Annotated in this window: 16 protein-coding genes; 12 read left to right on the top strand and 4 right to left on the bottom strand. The window is 65.7% G+C overall.

Annotated features, from left to right (window positions below; translation table 11 throughout):
* Positions 1-52: 52 nt before the first annotated feature.
* Complete coding sequence (locus ACTHL0_RS26765; protein ID WP_440570145.1) at positions 53-1,006, bottom strand: DUF72 domain-containing protein; 954 nt, start codon at positions 1,004-1,006, stop codon at positions 53-55.
* Positions 1,007-1,247: 241 nt separating this feature from the next.
* Here ACTHL0_RS26765 and ACTHL0_RS26770 point away from each other — a divergent pair, with 241 nt between their 5' ends.
* Together ACTHL0_RS26770 and ACTHL0_RS26775 are read left to right on the top strand one after the other, a co-directional pair.
* Complete coding sequence (locus ACTHL0_RS26770; RefSeq protein ID WP_440570146.1) at positions 1,248-1,937, top strand: BPSS1780 family membrane protein; 690 nt, start codon at positions 1,248-1,250, stop codon at positions 1,935-1,937.
* A gap of 69 nt (positions 1,938-2,006) precedes the next feature.
* Positions 2,007-6,470, top strand: coding sequence for a DEAD/DEAH box helicase (locus tag ACTHL0_RS26775; protein ID WP_440570147.1), 4,464 nt, complete (start codon positions 2,007-2,009; stop codon positions 6,468-6,470).
* A gap of 19 nt (positions 6,471-6,489) precedes the next feature.
* Here the strand turns inward: ACTHL0_RS26775 and ACTHL0_RS26780 are convergent, their stop codons facing one another.
* Positions 6,490-7,701, bottom strand: a complete 1,212-nt coding sequence (locus ACTHL0_RS26780) for a sensor domain-containing phosphodiesterase (protein WP_440570148.1) — start codon at positions 7,699-7,701, stop codon at positions 6,490-6,492.
* A gap of 267 nt (positions 7,702-7,968) precedes the next feature.
* On the opposite strand from ACTHL0_RS26780, the gene ACTHL0_RS26785 reads away from it, so the two are divergent.
* On the top strand, positions 7,969-8,928 hold the full coding sequence (locus ACTHL0_RS26785) for a chemotaxis protein CheV (RefSeq protein ID WP_440570149.1): 960 nt from the start codon (positions 7,969-7,971) through the stop codon (positions 8,926-8,928).
* A gap of 100 nt (positions 8,929-9,028) precedes the next feature.
* Here the strand turns inward: ACTHL0_RS26785 and ACTHL0_RS26790 are convergent, their stop codons facing one another.
* Positions 9,029-9,490 (bottom strand): Lrp/AsnC family transcriptional regulator, encoded by a 462-nt coding sequence (locus ACTHL0_RS26790; RefSeq protein WP_440570150.1) that lies wholly within the window; start codon positions 9,488-9,490, stop codon positions 9,029-9,031.
* 30 nt (positions 9,491-9,520) lie between these two features.
* On the opposite strand from ACTHL0_RS26790, the gene ACTHL0_RS26795 reads away from it, so the two are divergent.
* Positions 9,521-10,300 (top strand): PIG-L deacetylase family protein, encoded by a 780-nt coding sequence (locus tag ACTHL0_RS26795; RefSeq protein WP_440570151.1) that lies wholly within the window; start codon positions 9,521-9,523, stop codon positions 10,298-10,300.
* Here ACTHL0_RS26795 and ACTHL0_RS26800 read toward each other — a convergent pair.
* Complete coding sequence (locus tag ACTHL0_RS26800; RefSeq protein ID WP_440570152.1) at positions 10,266-11,177, bottom strand: glycosyltransferase family 2 protein; 912 nt, start codon at positions 11,175-11,177, stop codon at positions 10,266-10,268. The genes ACTHL0_RS26795 and ACTHL0_RS26800 overlap by 35 nt on opposite strands.
* Before the next feature lie 444 nt (positions 11,178-11,621).
* Between ACTHL0_RS26800 and ACTHL0_RS26805 the strand changes: the two genes are divergently transcribed.
* The 8 genes from ACTHL0_RS26805 to ACTHL0_RS26840 form a co-directional block, all read left to right on the top strand.
* Entirely contained in the window at positions 11,622-12,932 is a 1,311-nt protein-coding gene (locus ACTHL0_RS26805; RefSeq protein ID WP_440570153.1) for a glycosyltransferase family 4 protein, read from the top strand.
* Between the two features lie 38 nt (positions 12,933-12,970).
* On the top strand, positions 12,971-13,678 hold the full coding sequence (locus ACTHL0_RS26810) for a D-glycero-alpha-D-manno-heptose-1,7-bisphosphate 7-phosphatase (protein WP_440570154.1): 708 nt from the start codon (positions 12,971-12,973) through the stop codon (positions 13,676-13,678).
* A complete protein-coding gene (locus ACTHL0_RS26815) occupies positions 13,675-14,934 on the top strand; it encodes a glycosyltransferase family 9 protein (protein ID WP_440570155.1) in 1,260 nt (419 codons plus the stop codon). The genes ACTHL0_RS26810 and ACTHL0_RS26815 overlap by 4 nt, the downstream gene beginning before the upstream one ends.
* Before the next feature lie 19 nt (positions 14,935-14,953).
* Complete coding sequence (locus tag ACTHL0_RS26820; protein WP_440570156.1) at positions 14,954-16,705, top strand: carbamoyltransferase family protein; 1,752 nt, start codon at positions 14,954-14,956, stop codon at positions 16,703-16,705.
* Positions 16,702-17,757, top strand: a complete 1,056-nt coding sequence (locus ACTHL0_RS26825) for a glycosyltransferase family 2 protein (RefSeq protein WP_440570157.1) — start codon at positions 16,702-16,704, stop codon at positions 17,755-17,757. Before ACTHL0_RS26820 ends, ACTHL0_RS26825 begins: the two co-directional genes overlap by 4 nt.
* Positions 17,757-18,896 carry a glycosyltransferase family 9 protein gene (locus tag ACTHL0_RS26830; RefSeq protein ID WP_440570158.1) on the top strand — a complete coding sequence of 380 codons (1,140 nt, stop codon included), beginning with the start codon at positions 17,757-17,759 and terminating at the stop codon, positions 18,894-18,896. The genes ACTHL0_RS26825 and ACTHL0_RS26830 overlap by 1 nt, the downstream gene beginning before the upstream one ends.
* The gene (locus tag ACTHL0_RS26835; RefSeq protein WP_440570159.1) at positions 18,886-19,839 is read left to right on the top strand and encodes a glycosyltransferase family 4 protein; all 954 of its coding nucleotides are present in this window, start codon (positions 18,886-18,888) and stop codon (positions 19,837-19,839) included. The genes ACTHL0_RS26830 and ACTHL0_RS26835 overlap by 11 nt, the downstream gene beginning before the upstream one ends.
* On the top strand, positions 19,836-20,048 hold a 213-nt coding region (locus tag ACTHL0_RS26840), incomplete at its 3' end, for an NAD-dependent epimerase/dehydratase family protein (RefSeq protein WP_440570161.1). The genes ACTHL0_RS26835 and ACTHL0_RS26840, both read left to right, overlap by 4 nt.

Genomic DNA, 20,048 nt, shown 5'->3' on the forward strand with positions numbered 1-20,048 from the left:
AACCGGCCCCGTCATTCCAGTCTGTTTCCTGTATGCCTGCGACCGCACCACTTTAAGGGGTTTTCGGCACCGCCGCTCGGCCGTGCGCCGCCCGTCGGTGCCGCGCTCGCGCCGGCTCTGCACGGGGCCGTGCCGTGGCGTCGCTGCCGAGCCGGTCCTTCAGCCGTTTCGCGTCGAACGGCGCCTCCACTTTTTGATCGTTGTCGAAATAGCAAAACACATCGCGCTTCGCGCGCTTGGGGCGCGTCGCAGCGAGACGTTTCGCATCCACCGGCTCTTGCCCTCGCGCCCATGCCCGAATGCGTTCGGCCCATCGATCGAGCGCAGGTTCCGCATACGCGCCGCTATACAGCGTTTCGGTACCATGCAAGCGCATGTAGATGAAATCGGCCGTCACATCTTCGAAATACGGCCATCCGGCCACCGAATCGGAAATCACGAGCGATGCGTGATGGCGGCGCAAGATCTCGGGAAAAGCCGCGACGCAAAAGCTGGCGTGCCGCACTTCCACCGCGTGACGCAACCTGCCGCTGCGCGTCGTATCGAACCATGGCGCTTTGACGCGTGCGTCGTGCTGGCGTGCCAGGGCCATCGCTTCGTCGACGGTTCGAGGCAGCAACGACAGAAATCGTTCGAGCCGAGTCGCATCGAAGGGGAAGTTTGGCGGGAATTGCCAGAGAAACGGCCCGAGCTTTTCCTCGAGCGCCAGCACCCCCGAAGCGAAGAAGTTCGCGATCGCGGGCCGCGCGCTTTCGTCGCGAAAGCGCAGCATGTGTGTCAAATACCGTGGGCCTTTCACGCTGAAGACGAAGTGGTCGGGTGTCGCCGCGTACCACGACCGGTAGCTGCCGATCGTTTGCAGCGAATAGTGCGAGCCGTTGATCTCGATCGTATCGACCGCACGCGACGCGTAATCGAGTTCGCGCGCCTGCGCCAAGCCCTTCGGATAGAAGACGCCGCGCCACCCTGCGTAGCGCCAGCCGGATATGCCGATATGAATGGTCATTGCCCGGTACCGTGTGCATTTCGCGGAGCGCAGCAAGCGGCGTACCTAGTATCCTGTTCACGCTGATTGCGGGCTTGGCGAAACGCAGTCATCGCGTAGGATTTCACTGAATCGAATTCGCGCGGCGCACGCCGTCCGGTCATCGTTCGAAAACCACTCCCCAGCCCCGGGCCACCGGCAGGCGATAATTGGGCTTGGGCCCCTGGGCCTTCGACTTCCTTTCAATGCGGAGCCCTTTTTCATGCACATGCGCGTCGTCGCCGGCCGCCAAGGTTCACAATGGATCGCCGAAAGCTGGGCAGTGTTTCAGCTGCGTCCGGCTAGCTGGATCCTGCTTGGCGTGATCGATCTGCTCGTGACTGCCGTCCTCTACGAGCTGCCTTATGCGAGCGATCTGACCGCCGTGTTTACCGTACTGTGGACCGGAGGCATGATCTGTGCCGTCGATCACTGCCGGGCGACGGGCAACGTGGGGCTGGCCGACGTCGTGCGCGGCATTCGCGCGAATTTCCAGCCGCTCTTCGCGGCGGCCGTCTTCGGCTTGCTGATCGCGATCGTCTGCGATCTGACCGGCGACCGAGCGGCCAGCGCGCTGCAACTGCTCGCCTTCGGCGGCGCCGGCAACAGTCATTCCTTGGTCGCGCTGATCGCGGGCGCCATCTATTTGACGGCCGCCGTGATCGGCACAATGGCACTGTGGCTCGCGCCTGCTTTGATCGTGCTGAACGGCGCCACCCCGGCCGATGCGTTGCGTGCGAGCTTCGCGGCGACTTGGCACAACGGGCAGGCCGCGCTTATGTACGGTCTCATCGTGGCCGGCTTGATGTTGGCCAGCGTGTTGACGCTCGGGGTTGCACTGCTCGTCGTCGCGCCGCTGATCTATCTGTCCACCTATGCGGCGAGCACCGACATGTTTCCGCGCGAGCTTTAGGGCAAAGGAAACGCGCGGGCCCGCGTCGTGTTTGGACCGATCGAATCAGGTGATGACCTTGAGAACGCAATGTCCCACCCTCACATCGTCGAAATGAACGCCCCCTCGAGCGCCGGCCCGCTTGCCTCGTTCCATCCGGCCGTTGCCGCCTGGTTCGAATCGGCCTTCTCCGCGCCGACCGACGCGCAGATGCGCGCCTGGCCGCACATTCGCGCCGGTGAATCGACGCTCGTCGCGGCGCCCACGGGATCGGGCAAAACACTGACGGCCTTCCTATGGGCACTCGACGAACTCGTGCGCGATGGCCTGGCGCACGGCGGCACGCTGCCCGATGAAACGCTGGTCGTCTACGTCTCGCCGCTCAAGGCGCTGTCGAACGACATCCACGCCAATCTCGACCGGCCGCTGGCGGGCATCGGCGACCAACTCGCCCGGATGGGCCTGCCGCGCATCGAGATCCGCACGGCCGTGCGCACCGGAGATACCACGCCAGCGGAGCGCAATGCGCTCAAGCGCCGCCCGTCGCATATCCTCGTGACGACGCCCGAATCGCTCTATGTGCTGCTCTCGTCCGATTCGGGCCGCCGCATGCTGGCCACGACGCGTACGGTCATCGTCGACGAAATCCATGCCATGGTCGGCAGCAAACGCGGCGCGCATCTCGCGCTTTCGCTCGAACGGCTCGACGCATTGTGCAAACGCCGTCTGCCGCGCATCGGACTGTCCGCCACGCAAAAACCGATCGAAGCGGTCGCGCGCTTTCTGGTCGGCACGCACGAGGCCGCACGCTGCGCGATCGTCGATGTGGGCCACCATCGTGCGCGCGACCTCGCACTGGAACTACCGCCTGTCCCGCTGGAGGCGGTGATGGCGAACGAGGTGTGGGAGCGTGTCTACGATCGGCTGGCGGAACTCGCCTGCGCCCACGCCACCACACTCGTCTTCGTCAACACGCGCCGCATGGCCGAGCGCGCCGCGCGACATTTGACGGACCGCCTCGGCAAGGACGCCGTTGCAGCCCATCACGGCAGCATGGCCAAGGAGCATCGGCTCGATGCCGAGCAGCGCCTCAAAAGCGGGACGCTGCGCGTATTGATCGCCACGGCTTCGCTCGAACTCGGCATCGATATCGGCGATGTCGATCTCGTGTGCCAGTTGGGTTCGCCGCGCGGCATCGCATCGTTTCTCCAGCGCGTCGGGCGCTCGGGCCACCAGGTCGGCGGCATGCCGAAGGGCCGCTTGTTCCCGAACTCGCGCGACGATCTGATCGAATGCGCGGCATTGATCGACTGTGTCCGGCGCGGCGAACTCGATGCGCTCGCGCTGCCACACGCGCCACTCGACGTGCTGGCGCAGCAGATCGTCGCCGAGGCGGCATGCGAGGAATGGACCGAAGAAGCCCTGTTCGCTTGCGTCAAATACGCCGCGCCCTACGCCGAGCTCGCGCGCGAGCAATACGACGCGGTCCTGCGCATGCTGGCGGAGGGCTACACGAGCCGGTATGGCCCGCGCGGCGCCTACATCCATCGCGACATCGTTAAAGGGACGCTGCGCGGACGCCGCGGCGGCAAGATGACGGCGGTGACGTCGGGCGGGACCATCCCCGACAACGCCGATTACGCCGTCCTGCTCGAACCGCAAGGGCTCAACATCGGCACCGTCAACGAAGACTTCGCCGTCGAAAGTCTGGCCGGCGATGTCTTTCAACTCGGCAATACCTCCTACAAGATCCTACGTGTGGAGCCCGGCCGCGTCCGCGTGGTCGATGCCGAGGGGCAAGCGCCGAACATTCCGTTCTGGCTCGGCGAAGCGCCGGGACGCAGCGACGAGCTCTCGGCCGCGGTGGCGCGGCTCAGGGCGCGTGTCGACGAATTGCTTGGCAGTCCTGATCAATCATCCGCGCCCCGAAACAAAAGCGCTTCCGCAATCCAGACGCAGGCCGTCGCCGAGCTGGTGAACGAACTGGCGATCGACGAGAGCGCGGCGCGTCAGATCGTCGATTATCTCGCTCGCGCGAAAGCGGCCTTGTCGGTCCTGCCCACGCAAGACACGCTCGTGATGGAGCGGTTCTTCGACGAATCGGGCGGCACCCAGCTCGTCATTCATGCGCCGTTCGGCAGCCGCTTGAACCGCGCTTGGGGGCTTGCGCTCAGAAAACGGTTCTGCCGAACGTTCAACTTCGAATTGCAGGCGGCCGCGACCGAAGATGCGATCGTCCTGTCGCTGACAGGCAGTCACAGCTTCCCGCTTGACGAGGTATGGCGGTTTTTGCGTTCCGCGAGCGCCGAACATGTGTTGGTTCAGGCGTTGCTCGATGCGCCGCTGTTCAATGTGCGCTGGCGCTGGAACGCCGTGACTTCGCTTGCGTTGCCGCGTTTCACCGGCGGTCGCAAAACGCCGCCGCAGCTGCAGCGCATGAAAAGCGAAGACTTGCTCGCGGCCGTCTTTCCCGATCAAGTCGCGTGTCTGGAAAACGTCGCCGGCGAACGCGAGCTGCCGCGGCATCCGCTTGTCGATCAAACGGTCGACGACTGCCTGCACGAAGCGATGGACTGCGAAGGATGGCTGGCATTGCTGCGGCGGATCGAAAGCGGCGAGGTGGCGCTTGTCACGCGGGAGCTGTCCGCGCCCTCGCCGCTCGCCGCCGAAATCCTCAATGCGCGGCCCTATGCGTTTCTCGATGATGCCCCGCTCGAGGAGCGCCGCACGCAAGCGGTCCTCTCGCGCCGCTGGACCGATCCCGAGGAAGCGTCCGAGCTCGGTGCGCTCGATGCCGACGCGATCGCCGCCGTGCGCGACGAAGCTTGGCCGCAAGCGCGCAACGCGGACGAGATGCATGAGGCGTTGGTCACACTGGCCTGCATCAACGACACGGAAGCGCGGGCTCATGAGCACTGGATGCAATGGCTCGAATCGCTGGCGCATTCGGGTCGCGCGACGCGTATGCAGGTGGCGGAAGACGAAGCTGTTTGGCTGCCCGTCGAACGATTGACCTGCTTGCGCGCCGTGTATCCCGATGCGGCGTACGCGCCGCCTTTGACTGCGCCGCAGGGCTTCGCCGAAGACTGGGCAACGGAAGCCGCGCTCGTCGATATCCTGCGCGCGCGGCTATCGGGGCTCGGGCCCGAGCCGGTGCCGGCGCTTGCGCGCTCGCTTGCCTTGCCGGCAGCGGACGTCGCCGCGGCGCTCGTGGCACTGGAGCGCCAGGGCTATGCCATGCGCGGCCGATTCAGCCCCGGCGCGACGCAGGACGAATGGTGCGAGCGGCACCTCCTTGCTCGCATACATCGCTATACGATCAAGCGCTTGCGACGGGAGATTGAGCCCGTCGAACGGGCCGACTTTGTACGATTCTTAATCGAGTGGCAGCGCGTTGCGCCGAGCGCGCGCGGGATGGGGCGCGACGCGCTCGCCGCCACGCTCGACCAACTGGAAGGCTTCGAGGCGGCGGCGGCCGCGTGGGAAGAAGAGATCCTGCCGGCGCGGTTGCGCGATTACACGGGCACCACGCTCGATGAGTTGTGCCGCTCGGGCAAGCTCGTTTGGGCTCGCTTCGCGGCCGATGGACGAAGCGCCAGCACCCCCGTCCGAACGACACCGATCGTTCTGTTGCCGCGACGCGCGCTGCCGGTTTGGTATGCGCTGGCTGATCACCGAGCGGATCGTGCGAATGCATCGGAGGCGCCGGACGGGCTTTCTTCGCGCGCTTCGGTGTTGTTCGAGGCGCTGTCGCGGCACGGCGCCCTGTTCTTCGACGAATTGGTCAGTGAAGCCCGGGCGCTGCCGCTGGAAGTCGAAGCCGCGCTGGGCGAACTCGTGGCGGCCGGGCTCGTCAACGCCGACAGTTTCGCGGGGCTGCGTGCCCTCATCGCGCCCGCTGTCGCGCGCCAGCGCGGTTCACGGGGGATGACGCGGCGCGGCGCGCATCGTGGCGCATTGATCGGCGGGATGCACGACGCCGGCCGATGGGCATTGTTGCGCCGGCCCAGCGGGCCGGATCGATCCATGTCGCAAGAGACGGACGCGTCACTTCGAAGCGAAACGCGACTATCGCGCACCGTGACTGCCTCCCCGGCGCCCGACGTGATCGAGCATGCCGCCATGGCGTTGCTGCGCCGATATGGCGTGGTGTTTTGGCAATTGCTGGAGCGGGAACCCGCATGGCTGCCGCGCTGGCGCGATCTCCTGCACGTATTTCACCGCATGGAGGCAAGAGGGCTGATCCGCGGCGGCCGGTTCGTGAACGGGCTATCGGGCGAGCAATTCGCCCTGCCCGAAGCCCTCGCGTTGCTGCGCGACGTGCGCAAGCGCGAGCCGGACGGGCAATTCGTTTCCGTATGCGCCGCGGATCCGCTCAATATCGTCGGCACGATTCTACCGGGCGAAAAGGTGCCGGCGTGGGTCGGCAATCGCCTCGCATTGCGCGATGGAGCATGCGTGGCCACGTTGATCGGCGGCAAGTTCGAATTCACAGCGGGATTGACGCCCGCCGATCGGGAGGCCGCTCGGGTTTGTCTGGCGCGACGCGGATAAGCGATGCGCCGGGCCCGAATCAAGCCAGCGTCCGGCACAGCCCCTCGAACAGGATATCGGCCCCGAGCACGAACCCGTTGCCGCCCACGTTCACAAGCACTGACAAGGTCACGCAAAGGTTCTTCGAACTCGACGACATATACGGCTCGCTGACGATCGTCTCGCCCGGACGGACGAGCGCGTCGCGAAAGTACGTCCGCTTCGACCAGTTCGCGCCGGCGCTGCGCGCCAGGATCGGGAACGTGGCCCGGCGCCAATGGTCGTGCCGCTCGGATTCGATGTTCTCGCCAACCTGCCGCCCGGTATTGTCGAGGACGAACACGCGCAGGGCCCATTCGCATTCGAGAAAATGCCGCGCGGCCCGTTCGATCGGTACGCCCCAGCACCAGGCGTCCCGGAACAGGCCAAACGCCCGGCGGTACGGCGCCAGTTCGTCCAGATCGCTCACCCGGCGCAGTTTGCGCGCATCGGTGAGCTGAGCGCCCAGCGTGGAGGTGGGCACCCGGGCCAGTGTCCCGCCCGCCTCTACGTCGATCGTGGGCCGCCCGTAGTAATAGCCTTGGACGAAATCGGCATCGCAATCGGCACTGAGTTGCGCTTGCTCCTCCGTCTCGATCCCTTCGACGACGATAAAAGTGCCGATGTCATGCAACAAATCGACGAGGCGCAGCAGGCTCCGCGCATTCCGATAGCTGGTCACCGCCTTACAGATCAATTCGCGGTCGAGCTTGACGACGTCCGGGCGCAGGTCCCACACCCGGCCGAGATTCGTGAGCCCCGAGCCGAAATCGTCCAGCGCGATCAGGAAGCCGTAGCGCCGTAAGCGATCCACGGCGTCGATCAGCGCAAGCGGCGTATCCTGCCTCGCCTCCAGTACCTCGATCACCACCCGTCCGGGTGTCACGCCGCTTTCAAGCAGGTCGTCCGCGAGCGCGGGCCCATGAACCGGATCGGCCAGGACATCGGGATGCAGGTTCAGAAAGAGGACAGTTTCGTCATCCGCGAAGCGGACGAATCGCCGCAGATGATGCAAGGTGCACGCGCGCTCGTATTCGCCGTAGCGGCCAGCCCGGCGCGCGAGGGCGAACGCTTCATCGGGCGAACACGGCGCGCTGCCGGATGTCGCGCGCAGCAGCGCCTCGTATCCGACGGCGGCCCCGTGAGCCAGCGACAGCACGGGCTGGAAGGCGCTCTCTATGTGCGGCAGGCCGGGCACTTGAGCATCGATCATGGAAAGAAGAGTCGCGTCGTTAGGTCAAAAGCCGACGTGGCGATTGCAATGAGACCTATTGCCAACCTGGCGTCATGCAATAGGGCCTACCGCCTATAACGTCATATGTTTCGGCGAACTTAACAGTTTTCTCGGGGGAAACGCCAGTTCGTATCAATTTTCCCGGCGGCGCGCCGTTATCCGCGGTATAGCCCGAGCATCGACGGCCCAAACCCGACTCCAGGGTGCAACCGCGACGCCCAGGCGCAACCCAAGAGGAATATTTCGATGGCCGCTGATCATCACTCGATCGACGAACGCACCAACCTGACGAGTTCGAACAAGTTCGAGCTATTGCTGTTTCGGCTCGGTGCCGCCCCCGGAAACGACGAATCGCACGAGTTGTATGGCATCAACGTCTTCAAGGTGCGCGAAATCATGACGATGCCGACGATCACGCCGATCGCGGGCGCGTCGGAACACATGATCGGCGCCGTCGACATTCGCGGCCAGATCATCCCCGTCATCGATCTGCCGAAGCTGATGGGCTGCCAGCCTACGCGCGGCCTGAACATCCTGCTCGTGACCGAGTTCGCTCGTTCGACGCAGGCGTTCGCCGTCGAGGAAGTCGACGATATCGTCCGCCTGGAGTGGAATCAGGTGCTGTCGGCCGAAGGCTCCGCCGGCGGCAGCTCGGTGACGAGCATCGCGCGCATCGACGGCAATACCGGCGATTCGCGTCTCGCCCAGGTGGTGGATGTCGAGCAGGTCCTGCGCGATGTCTTCCCCGCACAGCATCCCAGCGTAGAAGCGGCTGACGTGGGCACCTCGGTCAAGATGAGCGGCGGGGCCAAGATTCTGGCGGCCGACGATTCCGGCTTCGCCCGCAAGCTCATCGAGCAAAGCCTCTCCGCGCTCGGCGCCGAATACATCATCACGAAGACCGGCCAAGAGGCGTGGGACACGCTCACGAAGATCGCCGCCGACGCTCAAAAGGAAGGCATGCGCGCCCGGGACAAGGTGGCCCTCGTGCTGACCGACCTGGAAATGCCCGAAATGGACGGCTTCATGCTGACGCGCCAGATCAAAGCTGACGAGCGGCTGCGCGACATTCCCGTCATCATCCATTCCTCGTTGACGGGCACCGCCAACGAAGCGCACGTCAAAAACGCGGGGGCGACGGGGTACGTCGCGAAGTTCGCGGCCGGGGATTTGGCCGAGGCGATTCGTCAAGCCCTCGCCGCCTGAGGCGGCCTGCCAAGGCCCGCGCCGCCGGCGCGTCCGTCAATGAGTATGTCCGGACGACCAAACGCCGATCAGCCGGAGGGGCTTCCTTAGGGCCTGTCGCTCACAGCAGCGGCAGGCCCGCGTTGCGTTTAACCTCCCGCAGCGACAGGACGGATTCCACCGACGTGACGCCGGGCAAAGCGCGCAGCACGTCGCGCAAGAACGCGCCGTAATCTTCGAGATCGCGCGCGACCACGTGTACGAGATAATCGGCGCTGCCCGCGACGTTATGGCACGCCACGATCCGGGGCAAGCCCTGGATCTGCCGCTCGAATTCGTCGGCAAGACGCCGATCGTGCACCCCGAAGCGCACCAGCGCGAAGGCCGTCACGCCGATCTGCAGTGCCCGCTTCGAGAGCTCGGCACGGTAGCCTTCGATGTACCCCTCGGCCTCGAGCCGCTTCAGGCGCCGCGCGCAGGGCGTCTCGCTCAAGCCGACCGCTTCGGCAAGGCTCGCGTTCGTCATCCGGCCGTCCGCCTGGATCGCCATGAGAATGGCACGGTCCGTCTTGTCCAGAGTCATGCTTCGTTGCCCGTCATTGCCAGAGCTGCGATGGTAGCGCAAGCGCAGGCACTTCCCTTGCTCGGCCGTCGCTTCATGCTTCCCTCTTCTTCCACAGCCGGCCGCGGTGCCCCGCTCTTCGTCGTCTCGCCGCACCTGGACGACGCGGTTTTCAGCTGCGGCATGATGCTCGCGAGCCATCCGGGCTCGCTTATCTGCACAGTGTTTTGCGGCGCACCCGCTCCGCCGCAGCGGACGGCTTGGGACAACAGCGCGGGCCATCGCGACTCGAGCGACGCGCTGCGCGCGCGCATCGCCGAGGATGAGCACGCCCTCGCCCTGGTACAGGCGCGCGCCGTTCGCCTGTCGTTTCTGGACAGTCAATATGGGGCAACGCCCACAGTCGCCGAACTGACGCTGGCACTGACGGACGCTTGGCGAACCGGCGGATCCGGCCGCCTGGTCGCGCCGCTCGGCTTGTACCACTCGGATCATGTATTGGTGGGGGAAGCCTGTCGTGCGCTCATACGACAAGAGCGGATTGAAGACGCAATCCTGTATGAAGATGCGCTCTATCGAACGATTCGAGGCGCTGCGCGCCGGCAATACGACAAGCTGCGACGGCAGGGCTACGCCTACTCTGCGCTCGATGCGCACCCGCGGGCACCGTTGCCACCGTTGTGCGCGCCCGGTTCGGCCAACGTCAAATGGCGCGCCGTGCATGCTTATCGAAGCCAGCTGCGCGCGCTTGCGGATCCGCATCCGAGCGATCTTGTCGAGCCCGAGCGCTATGTCGTCATCGATCGGGCTCCGCCGTTGCGGTGTCGATAGGCGGCGCAGCGGCTTGCCGCTCGGCCTCGCGCACCAGCCGACGCATGCGCAAGACCGGCGCCCCCACGACGCGCCGGCGCCGCAATGCCCAGACGATACCGGCCCCGAGCACAGCCGCATCCCGCACGAACGCGCCCTCCCTGGCCTGAAGGGCCAGCGCGCGCACCGACGCTGCGACGGCTTCCGGCAGCGGCAAGCGCAGCCATGCGACGAGCGCGGCGTTGCGCGCGAGCATCCGCCGGCGCAGCGTGGCATCGCGCGCGGGCGAAGGGTGGTGGGTGACCGTCAGCGCATCGCAATAGACGATTGCATCGCCGCGATCCAGCAGATCGAGGGACACGAGCGATTCCTCGCCGCCGATGAACAAGCGGGGCTCATAGCCGCCGACTTCGCGGAACACCGAGGCGCGGAAGACACAAGCGCCGGCCATGTACCCGATGAGCGCAGGGCCGGGCAGCGTCTCGCGCGGGAGTGGGCTCGCTTCCATACGGGCGCACGTCGGATCGAGCTGGCCCGCTTCGCCGACCAGAACGCGCGCCGACAATACCGCAACGCGTGGTGCTTCATCGAGTATCCGTACCGCTCGATCCAGCGAGCCGGGTGCCCAGTGCGTGTCGTCGTCGCTGAAAGCGACGTAGTCTGTCGCCACCGCCTCCACGCCTCGATTGCGTCCCGCCGCCCCGAGGTTGTCGCGGCACTCGATCACCCTCACGCCGGGGAAACGACGCCGTAACGCTTGGGCGGTGCCGTCGGTCGAACCATTGTCGACGACGATGACGGGCGCGCGTTCCGGCAACGCCAGCAACCGCTCCACCGTGCGGGTCACCTCAGGCGCCCGGTCATGCGTGAGCACCACTACCGATATCCTCGTATTCATCTCATAGGGTGTCTTTACTGTCCGTTAAATCCGCGTTCGACCCTCGGCGCTCGAGTGCGGGATGCGCAGCCGCTCTCCATTCTTGATTGATTCGTTCCCACTGCGCTTAGCACGCGCCGCACGTCAGATTCGCCAAGCGCTCGCTTGGTCGGGACAGCAAAAAGTACTCCACGGGTGCCCGATCGCACGCGCAATGGCCTCGCCGCCGAGCGCGCCGCGCCGCTTATTAATTACATCGACTCTGTAACGCGGACGTCATGTTGACGCGACCGGGTAAAGATCACATCAGCGTTTCGAAGCGTTGCAACGCTTCTGCACGTTTGACCGGTCGCGCGAAACGATGGGCACACCGTGTGCTCGACAGGACGCGAGCACTTCGCGGAAAGACCGTACACCGGCGGATTGCGCGCTCGCCTGGCAGGCTTTCAATATCAAGGACTACTCATGAAAATCGCACTCGTCAGTGAACATGCGTCGCCTCTAGCCGTGGCGGGTGGCGTCGACAGTGGCGGCCAAAACATTTATGTCGCCCATGTCGCGCGGCAGTTGCACCGTCTAGGCCACCAAGTCGATGTGTTCACGCGGCGCGATCGCGCGCTGTTGCCGGCCGTGTCCGAGATGGAGGGTGTGCGCGTCATTCATGTGCCGGCCGGGCCGCCCACGCAAATGCCCAAGGAAGCGCTGCTGCCATTCATGCCCGAGTTCGCGGATTTCCTCGTGGGGTTCTGCCGGCGCGAGCGCACGCCATACGACGTTATCCACGCGAATTTTTTCATGTCGGGCATGGCCGCGCTGAAGGTGAAGGCCGCGCTCGGCATCCCGCTCGTGACGACGTTTCACGCGCTGGGCAAAGTACGACGGATTCATCAAGGGGCGGACGATGGTTTTCCGGATGCACGTTTCGCGATCGAGGACCAGCTCGTGCGCGAGTCGAACGTTGTCATCGCCGAGTGTCCGCAAGACGCGGCCGACCTGCATGAACATTACGGCTCCGATCCGTCCCGCGTCGAAATCGTCCCATGCGGGTTCGATACGGCGGAGTTCGATCGGATGGATCGAGCCGCCGCCCGCGCGGCCCTCGGATGGCCGCGCGAGCGCTTCGCCGTGCTCCAGCTCGGGCGCCTCGTTCCGCGCAAGGGGATCGACACCGTGGTGCGCGCGCGTGCCAGGCTGCGCGAACAGGCCCGCGTGGATGCGCACTTGTATGTCGTCGGCGGCAACGCAGACTTGCCGAACGAAATCGCCACCCCGGAAATCGCACGGCTGCGCGGCATTGCAACCGGCTGCGGCGTGGCCGATCACGTGACGTTCGTCGGCCGCCGCGGCCGCGCACAGCTGCGCGAGTTCTACGGCGCGGCGGATGTGTTCGTCACGACGCCCTGGTATGAGCCGTTCGGCATTACGCCGATCGAAGCGATGGCCTGCGCGCGCCCCGTCATCGGCTCGGACGTCGGCGGGATCCGCTATACCGTCGTCGACGGCAAGACCGGTTTCCTCGTGCCGCCGCGCGATCCCGATGCGCTGGCGGAGCGTCTGTCGCGCCTCGCACGGGATCCGGCACTCGGCGAACGGATGGGCGAAGCCGGGCTCGAACGCGTCCACACCAGCTTCACGTGGACGCGGGTAGCCCGCATGCTCGAGGACGTTTATCGCGGCGTCGCCCGCGCGCCGGCCGACGAGACCTGCCTTGTCGACGGGCGCAGCACGCGCGCCCCGCGTGCCGGCAGTGCGCATGCCGCGGCGGGCCGCGCTTGAGCACGCATTCGCTGCCGGGTCGTTCGAGGGCCGCCGCCATGACGCATGCCGCCGTGCTGTTCGACAAGGACGGGACGCTCCTCGACGACGTCCCCTATAACGTCGATCCCGCCCTCATGCGCTTCGCGCCCGGGGCGGCCGAGGCGCTCGCGATCCTTGCCGCGCACGGTTTCCGCTTGTTCGTCATCAGTAACCAAAGTGGCGTGGCGTTGGGGCGATTCCCCTACGAGGCACTCGCCGGCATGGAAGCGCACTTGGCGCATATGTTCGAAGCGTGCGGCGTCACACTCGAGGGCGCCTATTGGTGCCCGCATCATCCGGACGGTGTCGTCGCGCGCTATGCCTGCCGCTGTGCTTGCCGCAAGCCGGAACCGGGATTGTTGCTGCAGGCCGCACGCGAACATGCGATCGATCTGAGCAATAGCTGGTTCATCGGCGACATCCTCGACGACATCGAAGCCGGCACACGCGCAGGCTGCCGGACGGTGCTCATCGACAACGGTCATGAAACGTTATGGGAGCCCGGTCCCGCACGCATCCCAACACTGCGTGAGCCCGATTTGTGGAGGGCCGCGCTCGCCATCATTCGCGAACACGATCCGATGGTGCGCCCGCCGCAGGCCGACGACTTTCAGGACGATCCGATTTCCACCGCCGGCCCCGCCCCCGAAGCACGCGGTGGTTCGACGGGCGCCCCCGCCGGCAACCCATCGGGCGGGTGTGCAAACAAAGGGGGCGTCCGATGAGCGCCCTGCCTTTCAAAATCGCGCCAACGCTTTCGCAGGCTCACGAACGGGACACCGGCGTCTCGCATTGGGGACCGGAGGTCAAACGCATTCTGTGCGTGCGGCTGGACCGGCTCGGCGACATCCTGATGACGACGCCCGCGATTCATGCGTTGCGTACGTCGTTCCCAGGGAGCCACATCGCGCTGTTGACATCGAGCGTGGGCGCACAAGCCGCGCCATTTTTGAGCGACGTCGATGAAGTCATCGCCTACGATGCGCCGTGGCACGGGTTCTCGCCGTCCTGCGCGCCGGACGTCGATCTCGCCATGCAGCGAACACTCGAGGCGCAGCGGTTCGACGCCGCGGCGATCTTCACGGTCTATAGTCAAAGCGCGTTGCCGGCCGCGATGCTGTGCTATCTCGCCGGCATTCCGCGACGGCTCGCTCACTGCCGGGAAAATCCCTACGGTCTCCTGACCGATTGGGTATGTGAGACCGAGCCGCACAGCGGCGTACGACACGAAGTAGAGCGTCAACTGGCGCTCGTCGCCAAAATCGGCGCGGTCTGCGCCGATACACGGATGCGCTTGGCCGTCAGTGCCGACGCGCGCAGATCCCTGGCGCCAAAGCTCGCCACGCACGGCCTCGCGCCGCAAGGCCCCTGGTTCGTCATTCATCCTGGCGCCAGCGCCGCTTCGCGCCGCTATCCGGCCGATCGCTTCGGCGACGTGGCGACCCGTTTGGCGCGTGCGAGTACGTGGCCGATTCTGCTGACGGGAGGCTCGGATGAAGCCCCACTCGTGCGCGAGGTGATCGACTCGGCCGATGCATCGGTCCGCGGCCGTCTTCACGATCTATCAGGACGCCTCAATATGGGCGAGTTCGCCGCGCTGATCGAACGCACCACTGTACTTGTGACGAACAACAGCGGCCCCGTCCATCTTGCTTCAGCCTTGGGCACGCCCGTCGTCGATATCTATGCATTGACGAATCCCCAGCACACGCCGTGGCAAACCTCGCAGCGGGTCCTGTTTAGCGACGTCGAATGCCGCTGGTGCTACCGCGGCGTGTGTCCAGCCGGCCATCACGGCTGCCTGCTCGGCGTCCCGGCGGTTGACGTCGCTGCGGCCGCGCTGGAGCTCGCCGCGGAAGGCAGCGCACGGCCGGCGTCGATGCAGCCTCCTTTTGCCGAGCCCGAGCCCGAGCCCGAGCCCGAGCCGGAGCCCGAGCCGGAGCCCGATCCAACGTCGGCACACACCCCGATCTCTTCCTGACTACCGCCGGACTATCGCCATGTACACACTCGGAGTCAATGCCGTTTACCACGACAGCGCCGCGGCGCTCGTCAAGGATGGCGTCGTCGTCGCTGCCGCCGAAGACGAGCGCTTCACGCACGTCAAGCATGCCAAGCGGCCCGTGCCGTTTTCCACATGGCAGATGCCGTTCGACGCGATCGATTATTGCTTGAAGGAAGCGGGTATCGCGCTCGCCGATGTCGACCATGTCGCCTATTCATACAACCCCGGCCTCTTGCCGGCGATGCCCGACCCGGCGCACGGGGCGGCGACGATCGCGCTGCCTCTCGAACCCGCCCTGCAGCGCCCCTCGCATCCGGGCCAGTCGCCCTGGGATCCGCTGTTCATCAGCTACATCGTCAACGCACGCGCGCAGCTCATCGACGGTGCGCCGCATCATCTCGCGAAGCGCTTCCGCGCGCCGGTCGGCGGCCACCGCTTCGGCTGGCACTACGTCGAACATCACCTCGCGCACGAAGCCAGCGCATTTCTGGCTGCGCCGTTCGGCGACACCGCGGTGCTGACGATGGACGGACGGGGCGAAGGCGTCACAACGAGCCTCGGCCAATTCGTGGAGGGCCAATACAAGCGCATCAAGCAGGTCGAATTACCCCACTCGCTAGGCCTGCTCTACGAAGCGGTGACGAGCTGGCTCGGCTTCCTGCACTCATCGGACGAATATAAGGTCATGGCGCTCGCAGCATTCGGCCGCCCGGCGTATGCGGACGCCTTTCGTGAAATCGTGCGCTATCGCGGCAACGGCAGTTATACGGTGGAAGAGCCTGCGCTCGTCGAACGCTTCGGGCCTGCGCGCGAACGCGGCGGCCCATTGGAACGGCATCACTACGATGTCGCGAGTTCGCTGCAAACGGTACTCGAAGAGACCGTGCTCGAGCTCGCCCGCTGGCTTCACGAACGAACGGGTCTACCCCGGCTTTGCATGGCGGGCGGCGTCGCGCTCAATTGCGTCATGAACGCGCGCGTACGGGACGAAGGCCCCTTCGAAGAAGTGTGGGTGCAGCCCGCCGCCGGCGACGCCGGCACCGCGCTCGGGGCAGCGCTCTGGATCGATTGGCGCGAGCGCGGCGTCACCGGCGACCACGCGCGACGCTGGACGATGGACCATGCCTATCTGGGGCCGTCGTACGCCGATGCCGAGATCGAATCGTTCTTGCGCTGGTCGAAGGTGCCCTTCAAGCGGCTGGACGACGTCGCGGGCGAAACTGCCGATCTGCTTGCGGCGGGCAATGTGATCGGCTGGTATCAAGGGCGCACGGAGTTCGGCCCGAGAGCGCTCGGCGCCCGCTCGATTCTCGCTTCGCCGATCGATTCGGGGATGCAGGCGAAGCTCAATGAAATCAAGGACCGCGAGGATTTCCGACCGGTGGCGCCCGTCGTCATGGAAGAGCAGGCCGATGCATGGTTCGTGAACGCGCGCCGGGCGCCGTTCATGTTGTTCATCTTCGATATACGTCCGGAAGTGGCGGAGCGCATTCCGGCCGTCCGTCACGTCGACGGCACGGCGCGCGTGCAAACGATCAACCGTTCTCAGCACCCGCTCTACTACGATCTGCTCGCCGCCTTTCACGCGCGCACGGGGGTACCCATCCTCGTCAATACGTCGTTCAACACGCGCGGCGAACCGATGGTCAACTCGCCACGCGATGCGCTCGAATCGTTTTGGACCTCGCCGCTCGACGCACTCGTCATCGGGCCGTTTCTCATTACGAAGCAAGGATGCGCGGCATGAATACACCGGCTCCGGCGAGCACTCAGCCGCAATACCAGAGCGCGGCACCATCGGAGCACGGCGCCACGACGAAGCTGTGCCCCGACGTGTCCGTCGTCGTGCCGACATGGCGCCGGCCAGCGATGCTCGAGCGATGTTTGCAAGCGCTGATGCGTCAAACGCTGGTGCCGCAGCGATTCGAGATCGTCGTATGCGATGACGGGCCCGACGAGGCCACACGTGAGGTCGTCGAACGGATCGCCGATGCCCATCTGGCGCGCGGATTAACGGTTCGTTACCTGCCCATCGAAGCCACGCAAGGGCCGGCGGGCGCACGCAACGCCGGTTGGCGCCACGCGCGCGGCGAAACGATCGCGTTTACCGACGACGATACGATCCCCGACGAACGTTGGCTCGAAGCCGGGCTTGCCGCGATGGCCGATGGCGCCTGTGCCGCAGCCGGCGCGATTGCCGTGCCGTTGCCCGAACGGCCGACCGACTACGAGGCCGATGCCAGCGGACTGGCACGGGCGGAGTTCGCCACGGCGAATGTCTTCGTCAAGCGGGCCGCGCTGGCGCTCGTCAACGGGTTCGACGAGCGTTTCACCTCGGCATGGCGCGAGGATTCCGACTTGCAGTTCGCGTTGCTGGCGACGGGCGGACGCATCGTCAGGGCACCCGACGCCCTTGTCATACACCCCGTGCGGCCGGCACGTTGGGGCGTGAGCCTCGCGCAGCAACGCAAAAGCGTGTTCGAAGCGCTGCTTTACCGCAAGCATCCCGATTGCTATCGGCAACGCATCGCAAGTACGCCGCCGATCGGGTATTACGCGACCGTCACGGCGGCAGTGGCGGCTATCGTGGGGGCGGCCGTGCAAGCGCCGATGATCGCGGGCACCGGCGCGCTCGTCTGGATCGCCCTGACGTTCCGGTTCTTCGCCCGGCGGATGCGCGGGCGCAGTCGCACCTGGCGGCACGTGACGGAGATGGCCGTGACTTCCGCCTTGATTCCTTTCCTTTCCCTTTATTGGCGCTTGCGTGGTGCATGGCGCTATCGGACATGGTTCCTTTGATGCGAACATCGTCTCCCGCTTTGCCGCCGTTTTCGGCGCCCAGGCGCGTCGCCCTTTTTCGCGCGCTCCAGCTCGGCGATATGCTCTGTGCCGTTCCCGCCTTGCGCGCGTTGCGCCGCGCATGGCCCGATGCGCATATCACGCTGATCGGATTGCCGTGGGCGGCACGCTTCGTCGAACGGTACTCGACACTGATTGACGAGCTCGTCATCTTCCCCGGCGCGCCCGGATTTCCCGAACAGGAGGAAACCGATGCCGGGTTGCCGCAGTTCTATGCGACGATGCGTGCGCGGCATTTCGATCTCGCCTTGCAGCTGCACGGCAGTGGCGGCCCTGCCAACGACATCGTCAAGCATTTTGGCGCACGCTCGTGCGCCGGGTTTCATCAGCCGCACGAGGCCACCGAGCCCGGCTTCATCGCCTGGCCTGACGACCTGCCCGAGCCGCACCGCTATCTGGCGCTCGTGCGGGCACTGGGCATCGACGCCGGCGACGACACGCTATGGTTTCCGCTTTCACTACATGACCGATGCGAATACGAAGCGCTGGAAGCGAAGCACGGCATCGAGCCCGAGCGGCTGATACTGCTGCATCCGGGCGCTCAACTCCCGTCGCGACGCTGGCCGCCCGCGCGCTTCGCCGAAGTAGCCGACGCGCTATCGGCGCGCGGTTGGCAAATTGCGATCACCGGCACCTCCAACGAAGCCGCCATTACTGCGGCAGTGCTCGGAGCGATGGCCGCCCCCGCATTGCATCTGACAGGCGCGACCACACTCGGAGGGCTCGCCGCGCTCGTCGCACGCGCACGCCTCGTGGTGTGCAACGACACGGGCATCTCGCACATCGCCGCCGCGATGCGCACGCCGAGCACGGTCATCGCCTCGGGTAGCGACACGCGCCGCTGGGCACCGCTCGACCACACCCGCCACCGCGTGCTGGCCGACTATCCGCCATGCCGCCCTTGCGCCTTTCGCGATTGTCCTTTCGGCCACACGTGCGCGCTCAACGTCAGCGTGTCGCAGGTTGTCGAAGCGGCGCTCGACCAGCTTTCCCATCACGCACGCGCCCATCCCGCCGGAGCGGGCGTGCTGCACGTGCGCTCACATCACCGCGAACAGGAGCCCGGCCATGCCACGTAACCGCCGTCTGCGCGTGCTGACCTGGCACGTCCATGGCAATTACCTGTACTACCTCACGCAGGCGCCGCACGATTTCTGGCTTGTGACGCGCCCGGGCAATCCGCCGGGGTATGCAGGACGCTCAGGCGTCCTGCCGTGGGGCGATAACGTCCATGAAGTGGATGCCGCCGCCGTCGCGCAGCGCGAATTCGACGTCGTGCTCTATCAGCATCGCGAGCAGTGGGAACACGATCGCCTCATGGTGCTGTCGGAAGCGCAGCGCAAGCTGCCCTCGGTTTATCTCGAACACGATCCGCCACAAAACAATCCCTTCGCCGAGCGCCATTGGGTGAACGATCCGGCCACGCTGCTCGTGCATGTCACGCATTTCAACCGCTTGATGTGGGATGGCGAGGCGGTCCCCACGCGAGTGATCGAACATGGCGTGCTCGTGCCTGAAGGCGTGCGCTACACGGGCGAACTCGAGCGCGGCATCGTCGTCATCAACAACCTTGCCTCGCGGGGCCGCCGTCTTGGCGCCGACCTCTATGCCGCCGCAGCCGGGCGTATCCCGCTCGATCTCGTCGGGATGAACGCGCAGCAAGCGGGTGGTCTCGGTGAAATCGGCAATCTCGATTTAGCGGCGTTCACCGCGCGTTACCGGTTCTTCTTCAATCCGATCCGCTGGACGAGCCTCGGCCTCGCGATCATCGAAGCGATGACGATCGGCATGCCGATCGTCGGCTTGGCCACCACCGAGCTATCGACCGTCATTGTCAACGGCGAAAACGGCTACGTGGCAACCGACCTTGACGTCCTCATCGAGCGAATGCGCGCGTTGCTCGCCGATCCGGCCGAAGCGCAGCGCCTCGGGGAAAACGCGCGGCGTACCGCGCTCGAGCGGTTCGGCATCGAGCGGTTCGCGCACGACTGGGACAACCTGCTACGCGAGGTGGCACTGTGAGAGAACTCGATCGTAAGCGGATACTCGTGACAGGCGGTGCGGGCTTTCTTGGCTCGCATCTCTGCGAACGGCTCGTCAATGCGGGCCACGACGTGCTATGCGTCGATAACTTCTTCACGGGCACGCGCGACAATGTCGCCCACTTGATCGGGCGCAGCAACTTCGAGCTGATGCGACACGACGTCACGTTTCCGCTTTATGTCGAAGTC

Origin of the sequence: Trinickia sp., from assembly GCF_051961175.1 — a bacterium.
In the GTDB taxonomy this organism is placed as follows: Bacteria; Pseudomonadota; Gammaproteobacteria; order Burkholderiales; family Burkholderiaceae; genus Trinickia.

What these genes read in the sequence shown, in the direction of transcription:
- ACTHL0_RS26765 (WP_440570145.1), bottom strand. Translation starts at nt 1,006, where the DNA reads ATGACCATTCATATCGGCATATCCGGCTGGCGCTACGCAGGGTGGCGC.
- ACTHL0_RS26770 (WP_440570146.1), top strand. Translation starts at nt 1,248, where the DNA reads ATGCACATGCGCGTCGTCGCCGGCCGCCAAGGTTCACAATGGATCGCC.
- ACTHL0_RS26775 (WP_440570147.1), top strand. Translation starts at nt 2,007, where the DNA reads ATGTCCCACCCTCACATCGTCGAAATGAACGCCCCCTCGAGCGCCGGC.
- ACTHL0_RS26780 (WP_440570148.1), bottom strand. Translation starts at nt 7,701, where the DNA reads ATGATCGATGCTCAAGTGCCCGGCCTGCCGCACATAGAGAGCGCCTTC.
- ACTHL0_RS26785 (WP_440570149.1), top strand. Translation starts at nt 7,969, where the DNA reads ATGGCCGCTGATCATCACTCGATCGACGAACGCACCAACCTGACGAGT.
- ACTHL0_RS26790 (WP_440570150.1), bottom strand. Translation starts at nt 9,490, where the DNA reads ATGACTCTGGACAAGACGGACCGTGCCATTCTCATGGCGATCCAGGCG.
- ACTHL0_RS26795 (WP_440570151.1), top strand. Translation starts at nt 9,521, where the DNA reads ATGGTAGCGCAAGCGCAGGCACTTCCCTTGCTCGGCCGTCGCTTCATG.
- ACTHL0_RS26800 (WP_440570152.1), bottom strand. Translation starts at nt 11,177, where the DNA reads ATGAATACGAGGATATCGGTAGTGGTGCTCACGCATGACCGGGCGCCT.
- ACTHL0_RS26805 (WP_440570153.1), top strand. Translation starts at nt 11,622, where the DNA reads ATGAAAATCGCACTCGTCAGTGAACATGCGTCGCCTCTAGCCGTGGCG.
- ACTHL0_RS26810 (WP_440570154.1), top strand. Translation starts at nt 12,971, where the DNA reads ATGACGCATGCCGCCGTGCTGTTCGACAAGGACGGGACGCTCCTCGAC.
- ACTHL0_RS26815 (WP_440570155.1), top strand. Translation starts at nt 13,675, where the DNA reads ATGAGCGCCCTGCCTTTCAAAATCGCGCCAACGCTTTCGCAGGCTCAC.
- ACTHL0_RS26820 (WP_440570156.1), top strand. Translation starts at nt 14,954, where the DNA reads ATGTACACACTCGGAGTCAATGCCGTTTACCACGACAGCGCCGCGGCG.
- ACTHL0_RS26825 (WP_440570157.1), top strand. Translation starts at nt 16,702, where the DNA reads ATGAATACACCGGCTCCGGCGAGCACTCAGCCGCAATACCAGAGCGCG.
- ACTHL0_RS26830 (WP_440570158.1), top strand. Translation starts at nt 17,757, where the DNA reads ATGCGAACATCGTCTCCCGCTTTGCCGCCGTTTTCGGCGCCCAGGCGC.
- ACTHL0_RS26835 (WP_440570159.1), top strand. Translation starts at nt 18,886, where the DNA reads ATGCCACGTAACCGCCGTCTGCGCGTGCTGACCTGGCACGTCCATGGC.